The following is a 14,264-nucleotide window of genomic DNA, read 5'->3' as shown; positions in this document are numbered from 1 at the left end:
CCTCAGTTCTTAACATTGATTATGCAAAAAAATGGTCTTTTCAGTCAGCGCATTCGCTTGCGCCATCTACATACCTTCGTGGCCGTCGCTCAACAGGGAACTCTTGGGCGCGCGGCTGAAACCTTAAACCTTAGCCAACCGGCTTTGTCCAAAACCCTGAATGAACTGGAGCAGCTTACCGGTACGCGGCTGTTTGAGCGCGGACGCCTTGGCGCTCAGCTCACGCTGGTCGGGGAACAGTTTCTTACCCATGCGGTGAAAGTGCTGGACGCGCTCAATACCGCCGGGCAAGCGCTGAATCGTAAAGAAGGCCTCAGCAACGACATCGTGCGTATCGGAGCGCTGCCAACCGCTGCGCTGGGGATTCTGCCCTCGGTGATTGGCCAGTTTCACCAGCAGCAAAAGGATATCACCCTGCAGGTCGCGACCATGAATAACACCATGCTGCTGGCGGGCCTGAAATCGGGAGAAATCGATATCGGCATCGGAAGAATGTCCGATCCGGAGTTGATGAGCGGTCTGAACTATGAGCTGCTGTTTCTTGAATCGCTGAAGCTGGTGGTTCGTCCGGGGCACCCGCTGCTGCAGGAAACCGTTACCCTGAGCCGGGTGATGGAGTGGCCGGTGGTGGTATCGCCAAAAGGCACACTGCCGCGACAGAATGCGGAAGCCCTGCTGCAAAGCCAGGGCTGTAAAATTCCCACTGGCTGCATCGAAACGCTGTCGGCCTCGCTCTCGCGCCAGCTCACTGTCGATTACGACTACGTGTGGTTCGTCCCCTCCGGCGCGGTGAAGGACGATCTGCGCCGTGGACTGCTCGCCGCGCTGCCCATACCCACTCAGGGCGCTGGCGAACCTATCGGTATTCTGACCCGCGTGGATGCCACCCTCACCGCCGGTAGCCAAACGTTGCTGAGCGCCATTCGCAAATCTATGCCGGTCTGACCGGCGTCTTCCGCTTTTCTCCCGGCGCCGCCCCTCCAGCCGCCGGGGAAACGCAGCCTCTTTTTCCAGCGATTCACTAACGTCATTCATCACAATAATCAATTAGTGCGAAATCATTCATTAACAATTGCGCAAATTTATTTAACAGATCTATCATAGCCACGATTTCACCAAATGGTTCACTCGAAATCAATAACAGCAAAAAACCCGCTTTTATGAAGGCCACGGTCACTTCATTCAAAAGAGTTAACTTGAAAATTTGATTCATCTGGTTCACGCCTGTTCAGGGGTGGTTAAGGAGACAAAAATGGCAACTGGCAACGTGCCGCGAGGGTTCCCACGGATCCTGCAGTGGCTTCTCGCCGGACTGATGCTGATCATCGGTCTGGCTATCGGTATTCTTGGTGCAAAGCTCGCCTCGGTCGGCGGGACGTTCTATTTTGCGATTATGGGCCTGGTGATGGTGATCGCCTCAGCGCTCATTTTCCGCAACCGTCGCGGCGGCATACTGCTGTATGGGCTGGCGTTTCTCGTCTCGATCGTCTGGGCGATTAGCGACGCGGGGTGGACTTACTGGCCGCTGTTCTCGCGCCTTTTCGCGCTCGGCGTGCTGGCCTTCCTGTGCGCGCTGGTGTGGCCGTTCCTTTCCCGCCAGCCTGCGAAAAAAGGGCCCGCGTTTGGCCTGGCAGCGGTGTTGGCAGTGGTCCTGTTGGCAAGTTTCGGCTGGATGTTCAAATCTCAGCCTCTGGTCAGCGCCAGCGAGGCGGTGCCGGTTAAACCGGTCGCCGCCGGCGAGCAGCAGAAGAACTGGGCGCACTGGGGCAACACCACCCACGGCGATCGCTTCGCCGCCCTCGACCAGATTAACAAACAGAACGTGAACCAGCTGCAGGTCGCCTGGATCGCCCATACCGGCGATATCCCGCAGAGCAACGGCTCCGGCGCGGAAGACCAGAATACGCCGCTGCAGATTGGCGATACGCTTTACGTCTGTACGCCCTACAGCAAAGTACTGGCGCTGGATGTCGATAGCGGTAAAGAGAAGTGGCGCTATGATTCAAAAGCCACCGCGCCGAACTGGCAGCGCTGCCGTGGTTTAGGCTATTACGAAGACAGCCAGGCCCAGGTGTCCTCTGCCGCCGATGCGCAGCCGGCCGCCTGCTCCCGCCGTCTGTTCCTGCCAACTACCGACGCCCGTCTGATCGCCATTGATGCCGATAACGGTAAACTCTGCGACGCATTCGGCGACCACGGTATCGTTGACCTTAGCGTGGGGATGGGGGAAATCAAAGCAGGTTACTACCAGCAAACCTCTACGCCGCTGGTGGCGGGTAACGTCGTCGTGGTTGGCGGTCGCGTGGCGGATAACTTCTCCACCGGCGAGCCTCCGGGCGTGGTTCGCGCCTATGATGTTCACACCGGCAAGCTGGCGTGGGCATGGGATCCGGGCAACCCGAACCTGACCGGTGAACCGCCTGCAGGGCAAACCTACACCCGCGGTACGCCGAACGTCTGGTCGGCCATGTCCTATGACGCGAAGCTGAATCTGATTTACCTGCCTACCGGTAACGCTACCCCAGACTTCTTTGGCGGCGAACGTACCGCGCTGGACGATAAATACAGCTCTTCCATCGTGGCCGTTGATGCGACGACCGGACAGGTACGCTGGCATTATCAGACCACCCACCACGATCTCTGGGACTTCGACCTGCCTTCGCAGCCGCTGCTGTACGATCTTCCTGACGGTAAAGGCGGCACCACCCCGGTACTGGTGCAAACCAGTAAACAGGGCATGATCTTTATGCTCAATCGCGCCACCGGTGAACCAGTCGCCAAAGTTGAGGAACGCCCTGTCCCTGCGGGCAACGTCAAAGGCGAGCGCTACTCCCCGACCCAGCCCTATTCCGTTGGCATGCCGATGATCGGCAACGAGACGCTGACAGAGTCGGATATGTGGGGCGCGACGCCAGTCGACCTGTTGCTGTGCCGCATTCAGTTTAAAGAGATGCGCCATCAGGGTGTCTTCACCCCTCCGGGCGAAGATCGTTCGCTGCAGTATCCTGGCTCGCTGGGCGGGATGAACTGGGGCAGCGTGTCGGTTGACCCGAATAATAGCCTGATGTTCGTCAACGATATGCGCCTTGGCCTCGCCAACTATATGGTTCCGCGCGCCAACGTAGCGAAAGACGCCAGCGGTATCGAAATGGGGATAGTGCCGATGGAAGGCACCCCGTTCGGCGCCATGCGCGAGCGCTTCCTGTCGCCGCTGGGCATTCCTTGCCAGAAACCGCCGTTCGGCACGATGTCAGCGGTCGATCTGAAAACCGGCAAGCTGGTGTGGCAGGTTCCGGTTGGCACCGTAGAGGACACCGGTCCGCTGGGGATCCGCATGCATATGCCGATCCCTATCGGCATGCCGACGCTGGGCGCTTCGCTTGCCACCCAGTCCGGCCTGCTGTTCTTCGCGGGTACCCAGGACTTCTACCTGCGCGCGTTTGATACCGCCAACGGTAAAGAGATCTGGAAGTCGCGTCTGCCGGTCGGCAGCCAGTCCGGCCCGATGACCTATGTCTCGCCGAAAACCGGTAAGCAGTACATCATCATCAATGCGGGCGGCGCTCGCCAGTCCCCGGACCGCGGCGATTATATTATTGCCTACGCGCTCCCGGAGCAGGAGTAATCCTCAGGGCCCCAGCCGGGGCCCTTTTTACTGGCGAAGTACCTTTCCTGGATATTGCCCGGTGGCGTAAACGCCTTACTGTGCCTACCAGCGGTGGTTATCCACGGTGTTGCAGGTCGGGTCAGGCGCCAGCCGCTACCCGACATCACGACATCACGACATCACGACATCACGACATCACGACAGCGAAATTGTCTTCTCATCTCCCTGAACGCGCCATTTTCATTCAGTCATGTTATTATTGCGAATGGTTATCAATAATAAAAACTGAACAAGGATAATGGATGAAAAGTTCAACCTGCCGCCTGCTCGCAGGCACCGTTTTGGCGTTAGCCGCTGCCTCCGCACAGGCGCTGAAGGCCCCGGAAGTGGACCTGCGCGATCCGACGATCTGGGAAGAGAAAACGGCCAACCCGCTCACCGCTAACCAGCCGCCCTGCGAGGTTTTTAGCGGCCCGCACTGCGCGGTCTGGGAAGATGAAAAATCAGATATTCAGCGAGAACGGGAGCGTCGGGAACAGCGGCGGTGGCATAGCGGTTATGAAAATTTGCGGCGAGAATAGCGTATATTCAGAAATAACCCGGGCAAGCCCGGGTTATGTTTGGACTGAAAAATCAGTTATCACCGAAATGGATGACGGTACGAATTGATTTCCCTTCATGCATCAGGTCAAAAGCTTCGTTGATCCGATCCAGCGGCATACGGTGGGTAATAAACGGGTCGAGGCGAATTTTGCCCGCCATCGCGTCTTCCACCATGCCCGGCAGCTGAGTGCGTCCCTTGACGCCGCCGAAGGCGGAGCCGCGCCAGACGCGCCCGGTGACCAGCTGGAATGGCCGCGTTTTGATCTCCTGGCCTGCGCCAGCAACGCCAATAATCACGCTTTCGCCCCAGCCTTTATGGCAGCATTCGAGCGCCGCGCGCATCACGTTCACGTTACCGATACACTCGAAGCTAAAGTCGACGCCGCCGTCGGTCAGCTCAACAATCACATCCTGAATCGGCTTATCGTAATCATTTGGGTTGATAAAGTCGGTGGCGCCCATTTCTTTGGCGAGGGTGAATTTTTCCGGGTTAGTATCCACCGCCAGAATGCGCCCGGCTTTCGCCTGTACCGCGCCCTGAATCACCGCCAGACCAATGCCGCCAAGCCCGAAAACGGCGACGGTATCGCCCTCTTTCACTTTCGCCGTGTTGTGCACCGCGCCGATGCCGGTCGTGACGCCGCAGCCCAGCAGGCAGACTTTGTCCAGCGGCGCCTGCGGGTTTACTTTGGCCAGCGAAATTTCTGCCACTACGGTGTATTCGCTAAAGGTGCTGGTCCCCATGTAGTGGTAGATTGGTTCACCGTTATAAGAGAAACGGGTGGTGCCGTCCGGCATCAGGCCTTTACCCTGGGTAGCACGAACCGCCTGACAGAGGTTGGTTTTGCCTGATTTACAGAATTTACATTCGCCGCATTCGGCGGTGTAGAGCGGAATAACGTGGTCGCCCGGCTGCAGGCTGGTTACGCCTTCGCCAACCTCGACGACAATACCGCCGCCTTCATGACCCAGCACCGCCGGGAAGACGCCTTCCGGATCGTCGCCGGAGAGGGTGAAAGCATCGGTATGGCATACGCCGGTATGGGTGATCTTCACCAGCACTTCGCCCTTTTTCGGCGGCGCGACGTCAATCTCAACGATTGAAAGCGGCTGGCCTGGGCCAAACGCGACGGCTGCACGTGATTTCATATCTCTCTTCCTCGTGGTGATTTTATTTTAAATAGGATCGTAGCAGATGCCCGACTTCCGCCATTCTGGCGGCGCGCTGGTCTGGCGTCGTTTCGCCGCTAACCAGTTCGTCCTGCAGATGAATCTCAACCATCTCCCCCATCAGGCCGTTAGCGGCGCCGCGAATAGAGGCAATCTGTTGCAGAATAGTCATACAGGGTTCGCCAGATTCCAGCGCCCGCTCGAGCGCTTCAACCTGGCCACGGATGCGCCTTACCCGGCTGAGGGCACGCTTTTTATCTTCAGGTGAATGTGGCATGGTGTCGCCCTCCATATCATATAGGGGGGTATACTATATTTATTATTGCCATGAGGCAAATGGCTTCGCCGCTTTAACCGTAGCATAGCGGCGAGAATTTGCGCTCAGTCGAGGCTAAGGATCATCGATTCACAGCGTAAGTCGGCGTTCGCCATGTTCGAATGCCAGCGCTTTTCGCCGGTTGAAGTGAATCCCAGGCGCAGATAAAAACCGGCCGCGTTTGGCGTTGCATCGAGGGTAATGTGCCTGAACTTGCGTTGTTTCGCCTCCCCGATAATCGCCGCCATAATCATGCTGGCGCAGCCTTTACCCTCCCAGGTCGGCAAAGTAAATATGGCTTCAACGCTACCCGCTTTGATATCCAGATAGCCGCTGGCGACTGGCTTGCCCTGCCCATCATCAACAACAAAAAATGGATTATCGCGCACCGCATGGCGATAACCTTCAGGCATGTTGTCGGGAGTCCAGGCCTGGAGGACTTCCGCAGCATAGCTTTCACGGCAGCCGTGGCGAATCGCCTGATTACGAACTTCCCAAAGGGCCGGAGCCTCTTCTGCGATGGCAAGTCTGACTTTCATACCCTTCCCCTTTTTTTATTGTTGATAACATTTTTATCACAATTAAAATAAAGAGCGACAAAAAACCCGCCGAAGCGGGTTTAGCGGGGTTTAACGCTTACGCGGCATCATCCGCAGCAGCGTGTTATCTTTCCAGAAATAATGGTGCATCAGCGCCGCCAGCGCGTGCAGGCCGATAATAAAGTAGCCGGTATTGGCCAGCAGCTCATGCCACGCTTTCAGATTATCCACCAGTTCAAAGTCGCTTTCCGCTGCGTGCGGCATGGTCAGACCAAAAGCGAACCACGGGTTGCCGCGATAGTACATCATGACCATGCCGATGATCGGCAGCGCGATAAACAGCAGATAGATCACCAGATGCCCGAGATGCGCGAAGCCGGTCATCATCGGCGATGGTTTGGGGACTATCGGCGGCGCCGGTGATTTCAGGCGCACGATCAGGCGCGCCACCATCAGAACAAAGATAGAAATACCGCACGAGACGTGAATCATATTAATGGCAGGCCGCGCGCTGCGCGGGAAAAAGCCCCGCAGCTCCATCGCCGCGTACGCGCCAATCACTAATAAAAAAACCAGCCAGTGGATGCCTATCTGCAGGCCAGAGTATTTATCGCGCATGGAAAACCCTTAAAAAGATGGTGATGGAGTCAACATAACCACCTTTTATTAAAAATTCATTAACTTTTACGTACTTATAAAAAAACAATTGCCCTACTCCGGCATTTGATGCAAAAGCAGAGATCGCGCCTGCGCGAGGAACTTATTCTGTCGCCTTGACGCTGTATATAATTACAGTACAATACTGGCTGTCATCAAAATAACCGGGATAACGCATGTTTGTAGAACTGATTTATGACAAAAGAAATTTCGAGGGATTGGCCGGCGCTAAAGAGATCATTCTTAATGAACTGACAAAGCGAGTTCACCGCATTTTTCCCGATGCCGACGTCCGCGTAAAACCGATGATGACTTTAGCTTCGATTAATACCGACGCCAGCAAGCACGAGAAGGAGCAGATCAGCCGCGCCGTGCAGGAAATGTTTGAAGAAGCCGATATGTGGATGCAGGAAGATTAACCGGGTTCCGGTAGATTTCGAATCGCGGTCTATGCCTTCTTAACCGCGAAGCCACTTGCGGGAATATTGACGAATAAGGCCTCAGGGAATCATGAACACATTTAGCATCATAGCTATCCCATTCTTTGCCGCAGCTATTGTTCTTCTGGCCTTAGCCGCGAGCCGAAAGAACCGAACCTGTTATATCGTTGGCGGCGTGTTAATGGCTTCATCCGTGGTTAACGCAGTGATTGGCATGGCGCTGTAGAGTCAGGTGGTAAAATGAGTTTTGTCTGGTATATGACGCTGATATGCTTTTTTTTAGCCTGGCTAATGATGACTTTGCTCCCGGTGTAATCCCGGGTTTTCTGATACCCGGGCTTCGTTTATCTCTTTATCGGGGTTTATATCCCCTTTCGCACCAGCGTTGCCGCTTTTTTAAAAATCTCGTCCTCGACGCCATCTCCCTTCTGCCTGCCTAACCGCATCAGTTCCTCAACAATACTTTCCCGATTAATTGGCTTCTGGTCAGACACCAGGCCAATGACCGCTGCGCCAATCGCAAGCCCGATCAGCCCCGTTTGCTCGTCTTTGTTGTTCATCGTTCCGCTCCGTTATGCCCGCCAAAAGTTTAGCAGCCGCAACCGCGTCTGCAACCTGAGCATCCGCAACCATAGTGTACAAAGTCAAAGACCTGCGGAAGCATAACGCGCGGACGAACGGTCAGGAAATGGCCTTCGCTGACCGCTAAAAAGTGTGATGTTGATCAAAAACAAAAAAACGCCAGCCTCAGAGGCGTATTTGTATTACGTCCGTTGCCGGGAGTAAGCCTGGTGGTTAAGCGGAGTTTTATTTGCAGATTATTAAGAGGAGAAATAGCCATGATCACTTACGATCGTAACCGCAACCCTATTACTAACGGTAGTCAGGTAATGATTAACGGGACGGGTAAAACCGGTAAAATTGTTGCTATACATGCCAATGGTCTTACTCCTGCCCAGCTGCGTCGTAATAAGACAGTAGAAGTTGAAGGCGCTGAAGGCAAATTCGAGCCCGTTGAATTGATCCGTCTTGGACTCCACTAAGATTGCGCAAGCTGCGGCGATCACCCGCCTGAACCGCAGGGGATGCCGCAGACGCCCGGCAGACGACGCCGGGCGACACGCCTACCGGCGCTCTGCGCCATGGCTCGTTTTAGCCTGATACATCCGCCGGTCGGCCACTGCAACGATGTCATTGAGACTATGGTGCTCATGGGGATCGTATTCAACGCAGCCCCATGAGAACGCCAGCTGCCACGGATTACCCGCCTGCTGATTATACTCGGCAACATTCTGGCTAAGCTGCTCCATCGCCTTGTTCGCGGCCTGCTGGGCGGTATTGGCAAGCAGGATGATAAACTCATCGCCGCCCTGTCTGGCAATTAAATCCGACTCTCTGAAGGTAGACTTCATCACATCGGCGATTGCCGTCAGGGCTTTATCCCCTTGCTCATGGCCCCAGGTATCGTTAATCAGCTTAAAGCGATCGAGGTCGATAAACACCAGGCTCGCCGGTTCACTTCGCCGTCTGGCTGTTAACAGCGCATACTCCGCTAACGACATAAATCCCCTCCGGTTAAATAACCCCGTCAGTTCGTCGGCGGTCGCCGCATCCAGCACCTTGAATTCATCTTCTACAATGGCGGCCAGGTCACTCAATATCTGTATTTCATGTCCGGAAAAAGCACGCGGCTTATGATCCATAAGGCAGAACGAACCTACCGTCGCGCCGTCAGGTAGCTGAACCGGATACCCGGCATAAAAGCGAATAAACGGCGCTTCCGTCACCAGCGGGTTATCGTGAAAGCGCATATCCTGCTGCAGGTCATTGACGATTAAAGGATCGGTTTGCAGAATGGTGTGCGCGCAGAAGGTGATATCCCTCGGCAGCGTATCCACATCAAGTCCGGCGCAGGATTTTACATGCAGGGTGTTCTCCCCTACGAGGCTAATCGACGCCACCGGCAGATCGTAGAGCGTACGCGCCAGCCTGGTCAGGCGATCGAAGCGCTCTTCTTTTCCGCTATTCAGTAACCCGGATGCCCGCAGCGATTGCAGACGACGCAGTTCATCTGGATGAGGTCCGGCTAATTTCAATTTGTCTCTCTTATCTTTTATGGATGAGCGGCGCAGCGCGTAGAGTCAATGCACGCCTTGATTGTTAACACAGATTTTACATTTCTGATATCATGAGTTAAGCATATATCGCTGACTCGTCAAACCCGCCATCAGATGCCCTCCGGCGCCGCCCACTCCCGAAGCGTGTCTTTCAGCCACTGGCTTGCGCCGCGCTGACCGCTGCGCTTATGGGAATAGATTTTCACTTCAAATGGCGGCACCTCAAACGGCAGTTCAAAAATCTTGACCCCGGCGGTTGCGAGCATCTTTTCAGCAGCCGAGCGCGGCATCGCCATCAACAGTTCACTTTGCGCAATAATAAACGGTGCGCTCAGCATTGAGGGGGTTTTGATGGTGATATGTCGCGTGAAGCCCATTTTCGCCAGCTGCACATCGAGAACCCCCTGGCTTTCATTCCACGGAGTGACCACCAGATGCTGGGCCGCCAGATAATCCGCCAGCGTGAGTCTGTTCCGCCTTTCGTTACTCATCGCAACATAGTCATCCTGCAGCCAGCGAATCTCATCCAGTTCCGGATGTTCCGCTTCATTGAGCGCGCTGAAACCCAACGCCAGGTCCACCTCTCCGGCCAGCAGTTCCGTCAGCGCCGGACTATGCGGCAGATAACGCAGTTCGAAACGCAAACCCGGCGCCTGGTGGTGAAGTCTGGACATCAGGGTTGGAAAAACGCACTGCGCGGTGAAATCCGTGATCGCGATCTGTAGGCAGTCGGTACTGGCGGAAGCGACAAACTTTGGCTGCGGGGTGAGCTCCTGATTTAAAAACTTTAACGCAGATGATATCGACGGCGCGAGCTGGGTCGCATATACGCTGGGGCACATGCGGTGACCCTCACGATAAAAAAGCGGATCGTTAAGCGCCGCGCGCAGTCTGGATAGCGCGTGGCTTAACGCCGATGTGCTCATTGCTAACTCTTCCGCCGCCAGGCGGACCGAGCGATAGCGGTAGACCGCCTCGAATACCGGCAGCAGGTTTAAATCAAGACGGCGAAGGGCGGGATGCATAATATTCATCATTCAGTGATTTCATTGCACTTAATTCTTCTAACCTTAACGTTTATGCTTTGCGGTATCAAACTCACGACGGCACAACAGGTAATTCAATGAATATGACCATTCGTCAGGCCAGCCCGGCGGACGCAAAAGCAATTTATGACATGATTTATGAGCTCGCAGTGTATGAAAAAGCGCCGGAGCAGGTGGTCACCACGGTCGAGGAGATCCAGGCCACCCTTTTCGCCAGCGATAGCAAAACGGAAGCGCTGATCTGCGAGATAGAAAATAAGGTCGCTGGGTATGCGGTGTTCTTCACCAGCTATTCCACCTGGCTCGGACGCAATGGCATCTATATGGAAGACCTGTACGTCTCGCCCGAGTTTCGCGGCAACGGCGCGGGAAAAGCACTCTTGCGCACCATTGCTCAGCTAGCGGTTAAAAGAGAATGCGGCCGGTTAGAGTGGAGCGTGCTCGACTGGAACCAGCCGGCCATCGATTTTTATCTGAGCATTGGCGCGCTGCCGCAAAGTGAATGGGTGCGCTATCGTCTTGACGGCGCCGCGCTAGCCGCTTTCGCTGAATCAGGCGCTTTGGCCAGATAATCGCCATCGGCGGGTCTTTACGGGTCCGCCCTTTCCTTTTCTCTGCGCAGCCAATATGCCCGTGGCGTATAACGCTGAAACAAAAAATTATTAGCCGTTTCCGTCATACCCTCAACCTCCCGGATTTACACGCTTTTCCCGCTATATTTAGCGGCCACCTTTCTCGCGGCAAAAAATTCGCTGGTTGCCCTATCCTGACTGCTGGACTAAGCCTGGAGAAGTTTTCACATCACGATTCAACTGACCTGGAGATTCTTCATGAGCAAACTCGGGATTAATGGATTTGGGCGTATTGGACGGCTGGTGCTGCGCCGGTTACTGGAGGTTAATAGTTCCTTAGAGGTGGTCGCCATTAACGATCTCACCTCACCGAAAGTGCTGGCCTACCTGCTAAAGCACGACTCTAACTACGGACCTTTCCCCTGGAGCGTTGATTTTACTGAAGATGCGCTGATCGTTGATGGCAAAAAAATCACCGTTTATGCCGAAAAAGAGGCCCAGCATATTCCGTGGAAAGCGACGGGCGCTGAACTTATCGTGGAGTGTACCGGCTTTTACACCTCATCAGAGAAAGCGCAGGCGCATCTGACCGCCGGAGCCAAAAAAGTTCTGATCTCCGCGCCGGCGGGCGATATGAAGACCATCGTCTATCACGTTAACGACGATACGCTGGACGCCAACGATACGATAATTTCTGTAGCATCCTGCACCACCAACTGCCTGGCGCCGATGGCGAAAGTGCTGAATGACGCCTTTGGTATTAAAGTGGGAACCATGACCACGATTCACGCCTATACCGGCACCCAGTCGCTGGTTGATGGCCCGCGCGGCAAAGATTTACGCGCATCCCGCGCGGCGGCGGAAAATATCATTCCGCATACCACCGGGGCGGCGAAAGCTATCGGACTGGTCATCCCTGAACTTAGCGGCAAGCTGAAAGGCCACGCTCAGCGCGTGCCGACCAAAACCGGTTCGGTAACCGAACTGGTGTCGGTGCTGGAGAAAAAAGTGACCGCCGAGGAGGTTAATCAGGCGATGAGGGAGGCGGCGGCGAACAATGAGTCGTTTGGTTATACCGAAGAGGAGATCGTCTCCTCAGACGTTATCGGCAGCCATTTCGGTTCAATTTACGACGCCACCCAGCTGGAGATCGCAGAAGTTGGCGATCTCCAGCTCGTAAAAACCGTCGCCTGGTACGATAACGAATACGGTTTCGTGACCCAGCTGATTCGCGTGCTGGATAAATTCGCCAAATAACTCCCGGGGGCGGCGCAACGCGCCTTGCCCGGGCTACCGGACCGCAGACGGCTGGTAACCTCCAGCCCGGACAGATGCGCAGCATCGCCTCCGGGAATGTCTGCCACGTTCTGCACGTTTCTCCCGGGGGGCGGCGCAACGCGCCTTGCCCGGGCTACGAGACCGCAGACGGCTGGTAACCTCCAGCCCGGACAGATGCGCAGCATCGCCTCCGGGGAACGCGCCGCTCCTCTGCTAAATCAGGCCTGCAGATAGACCACCTGGGTTTGCAGATACTCATTCAGGCCGTGACGCCCGTCGGCGCCGCCAATCCCTGATTTACGCCATCCGGCATGGAAACCCTGCATCGCCTCAAAGTTCTCGCGGTTAATATAGGTTTCACCAAACTTCAGCCCCTTAATCGCCTTCATCGCGACGTTCAAATCGCGGGTATAGATTGATGACGTCAGCCCGTAATCGCTGTCGTTGGCCATCGCCAGCGCCTCTTCCAGGGTATCAAACGCCACGACCGGCAGTACCGGACCGAACGTCTCTTCATGAACGATATCCATCTCCTGGCGCACGTCCAGCAGCAGCGTCGGCGGATAGAAATAGCCTTTACCCTCCACCGCTTTCCCACCCAGAGCGATACGTGCGCCCTGAGCCACCGCTTTCGCTACCTTCTGCTCAACCCGCTCCAGCGCTGCGGCATTGATCAACGGCCCCATGGCAATATCGTCGCGCGCTGCCGGATCGCCAAACTGCACCGCTTTCAGCGCTTCGCCCAAACGGTTAACGAAGCGATCGTATAGCCCTTTTTGCACATACACGCGCTCAACGCAGTTACACACTTGCCCGCTATTAATCACGCGAGAATCGACCACCGCTTTTACCGCCAGCTCAAGATCCGCATCATCCATCACGATAGCCGGCGCTTTCCCGCCCAGCTCCAGGCATACTTTGGTGATGTTTTTCGCTGCCGCGGCCATGATCTTCTCCCCTGCGGTGACGCTGCCGGTCATGCTGACCATCGCGACTTTTGGATTGCCGGCTAGCTCCTGACCCACGGTTTCGCCGCGGCCCAGCACCAGATTAAAGACCCCTTTCGGCAGGCCGATATCATGAACGATTTGCGCAAAAGCGATGGCGTTATTCGGCGTAAACTCACTCGGTTTAATTACGATGGTATTGCCGGTAATCAGCGCTGGCGCCAGCTTGCGGGCAATCAGGAAGAACGGGAAATTCCACGGCAGGATGCCTGTGGTCACGCCCAGCGCGCGTTTGAATACCAGAATGTTTTCTCCCGGGCGGTCGCTTTGCACAATTTCGCCCTCATAACGACGCGCCCATTCGGCCATATAATCCAGGTAATCCGCGGTAAAGGAGACCTCTACCGCCGCCAGCTGCTGGATCTTCCCGCCTTCGGCGACAATCAGCGCGGCGATCTCGTCGGCCCGTTCGCGGATACCGGCAGCGATTTTACGCAGCCACCCCGCTCGCTCGATCGCAGGTAAGGCTTCCCAGCCCGGCTGAGCGCGCTCAGCAGCGAGAATCGCGCGCTGCGCATCTTCCGCGCTGCCGTCAGGAATACGCGAGATGAGCGCTTCCGTGGCCGGATTGATCACCTCAATCCATGCATCACCGCGGCCGGCTTCAAACTGACCGTCAATATACATAGGGTGTTGAACGGGTGCTGTCATGGTCTGCTCCTCAGGATTATTGTTTTTAACAGGTGAAATAGATGTTAAAAATTATCGTCCAAAGGGCAAAGAGACAGGCCGGACGTTTGTTTTTGTGAGATATTTCATAAAAACAGACCAAGCCGGCGCTGAAAAAACCACAATTCAGTAACACTACCTGCCCGTTTGCGATATCGCCAACGCAAACGGGCAATGCGGCGGATACGTCCGGACCATCCCTGCGCTTGCCAAAGACAGCGGCTGACTGACAGCGTTCAGGCT

At 55.5% G+C, this 14,264-nt stretch carries 16 protein-coding genes; 7 read left to right on the top strand and 9 right to left on the bottom strand.

Going from position 1 to position 14,264, the window contains the following annotated elements:
* Window positions 1-21 precede the first annotated feature (21 nt).
* Complete coding sequence (locus tag KO1_RS16750; RefSeq protein WP_004101757.1) at window positions 22-945, top strand: LysR substrate-binding domain-containing protein; 924 nt, start codon at window positions 22-24, stop codon at window positions 943-945.
* Window positions 946-1,027: 82 nt separating this feature from the next.
* On the opposite strand, the gene KO1_RS28605 is transcribed toward KO1_RS16750, so the two are convergent.
* Window positions 1,028-1,213, bottom strand: a complete 186-nt coding sequence (locus KO1_RS28605) for a hypothetical protein (protein WP_004112716.1) — start codon at window positions 1,211-1,213, stop codon at window positions 1,028-1,030.
* 39 nt (window positions 1,214-1,252) lie between these two features.
* On the opposite strand from KO1_RS28605, the gene KO1_RS16740 reads away from it, so the two are divergent.
* Window positions 1,253-3,625, top strand: coding sequence for a membrane-bound PQQ-dependent dehydrogenase, glucose/quinate/shikimate family (locus tag KO1_RS16740; protein WP_064407051.1), 2,373 nt, complete (start codon window positions 1,253-1,255; stop codon window positions 3,623-3,625).
* Window positions 3,626-3,909: 284 nt separating this feature from the next.
* Entirely contained in the window at window positions 3,910-4,188 is a 279-nt protein-coding gene (locus tag KO1_RS16735; protein ID WP_032728176.1) for a hypothetical protein, read from the top strand.
* Window positions 4,189-4,240: 52 nt separating this feature from the next.
* Here KO1_RS16735 and KO1_RS16730 read toward each other — a convergent pair whose 3' ends face one another.
* The 4 genes from KO1_RS16730 to cybB all read right to left on the bottom strand — a co-directional run bounded on the left by KO1_RS16730 (window position 4,241) and on the right by cybB (window position 6,853).
* Entirely contained in the window at window positions 4,241-5,359 is a 1,119-nt protein-coding gene (locus KO1_RS16730; RefSeq protein ID WP_004101749.1) for an S-(hydroxymethyl)glutathione dehydrogenase/class III alcohol dehydrogenase, read from the bottom strand.
* Between the two features lie 22 nt (window positions 5,360-5,381).
* A complete protein-coding gene (locus KO1_RS16725) occupies window positions 5,382-5,657 on the bottom strand; it encodes a metal/formaldehyde-sensitive transcriptional repressor (protein ID WP_004101746.1) in 276 nt (91 codons plus the stop codon).
* A gap of 104 nt (window positions 5,658-5,761) precedes the next feature.
* Entirely contained in the window at window positions 5,762-6,235 is a 474-nt protein-coding gene (locus tag KO1_RS16720; RefSeq protein ID WP_004101741.1) for a GNAT family N-acetyltransferase, read from the bottom strand.
* Between the two features lie 90 nt (window positions 6,236-6,325).
* On the bottom strand, window positions 6,326-6,853 hold the full coding sequence (gene cybB / locus KO1_RS16715) for a cytochrome b561 (protein ID WP_004101740.1): 528 nt from the start codon (window positions 6,851-6,853) through the stop codon (window positions 6,326-6,328).
* A gap of 215 nt (window positions 6,854-7,068) precedes the next feature.
* Here cybB and KO1_RS16710 point away from each other — a divergent pair, with 215 nt between their 5' ends.
* Window positions 7,069-7,311 (top strand): DinI family protein, encoded by a 243-nt coding sequence (locus KO1_RS16710; RefSeq protein ID WP_004101739.1) that lies wholly within the window; start codon window positions 7,069-7,071, stop codon window positions 7,309-7,311.
* A gap of 383 nt (window positions 7,312-7,694) precedes the next feature.
* Here the strand turns inward: KO1_RS16710 and KO1_RS16705 are convergent, their stop codons facing one another.
* A complete protein-coding gene (locus KO1_RS16705; RefSeq protein WP_004101732.1) occupies window positions 7,695-7,892 on the bottom strand; it encodes a hypothetical protein in 198 nt (65 codons plus the stop codon).
* Window positions 7,893-8,171: 279 nt separating this feature from the next.
* Here KO1_RS16705 and ydfZ point away from each other — a divergent pair, with 279 nt between their 5' ends.
* Window positions 8,172-8,375 carry a putative selenium delivery protein YdfZ gene (gene ydfZ / locus KO1_RS16700; RefSeq protein ID WP_004101729.1) on the top strand — a complete coding sequence of 68 codons (204 nt, stop codon included), beginning with the start codon at window positions 8,172-8,174 and terminating at the stop codon, window positions 8,373-8,375.
* A gap of 81 nt (window positions 8,376-8,456) precedes the next feature.
* Here the strand turns inward: ydfZ and KO1_RS16695 are convergent, their stop codons facing one another.
* Both KO1_RS16695 and KO1_RS16690 read right to left on the bottom strand, forming a co-directional pair.
* Entirely contained in the window at window positions 8,457-9,428 is a 972-nt protein-coding gene (locus tag KO1_RS16695) for a GGDEF domain-containing protein (RefSeq protein ID WP_064344644.1), read from the bottom strand.
* A gap of 131 nt (window positions 9,429-9,559) precedes the next feature.
* Window positions 9,560-10,486: a LysR family transcriptional regulator gene (locus tag KO1_RS16690; RefSeq protein ID WP_064407050.1), complete on the bottom strand. Its 927-nt coding sequence runs from the start codon at window positions 10,484-10,486 to the stop codon at window positions 9,560-9,562.
* Between the two features lie 86 nt (window positions 10,487-10,572).
* Between KO1_RS16690 and KO1_RS16685 the strand changes: the two genes are divergently transcribed.
* Both KO1_RS16685 and gap read left to right on the top strand, forming a co-directional pair.
* Window positions 10,573-11,067: a GNAT family N-acetyltransferase gene (locus KO1_RS16685; RefSeq protein WP_004101724.1), complete on the top strand. Its 495-nt coding sequence runs from the start codon at window positions 10,573-10,575 to the stop codon at window positions 11,065-11,067.
* 258 nt (window positions 11,068-11,325) lie between these two features.
* On the top strand, window positions 11,326-12,324 hold the full coding sequence (gene gap / locus KO1_RS16680; protein WP_004112702.1) for a type I glyceraldehyde-3-phosphate dehydrogenase: 999 nt from the start codon (window positions 11,326-11,328) through the stop codon (window positions 12,322-12,324).
* 239 nt (window positions 12,325-12,563) lie between these two features.
* On the opposite strand, the gene aldA is transcribed toward gap, so the two are convergent.
* On the bottom strand, window positions 12,564-14,003 hold the full coding sequence (gene aldA, locus KO1_RS16675; protein WP_004101721.1) for an aldehyde dehydrogenase: 1,440 nt from the start codon (window positions 14,001-14,003) through the stop codon (window positions 12,564-12,566).
* Between the last annotated feature and the right edge of the window lie 261 nt (window positions 14,004-14,264).

The sequence above is a fragment of the Klebsiella oxytoca NBRC 105695 genome (assembly GCF_001598695.1).
In the GTDB taxonomy this organism is placed as follows: Bacteria; Pseudomonadota; Gammaproteobacteria; order Enterobacterales; family Enterobacteriaceae; genus Klebsiella; species Klebsiella oxytoca.
The sequence above is the reverse complement of the archived record's forward strand: the minus strand, read 5'-3'. Positions and strand labels throughout refer to the sequence as shown.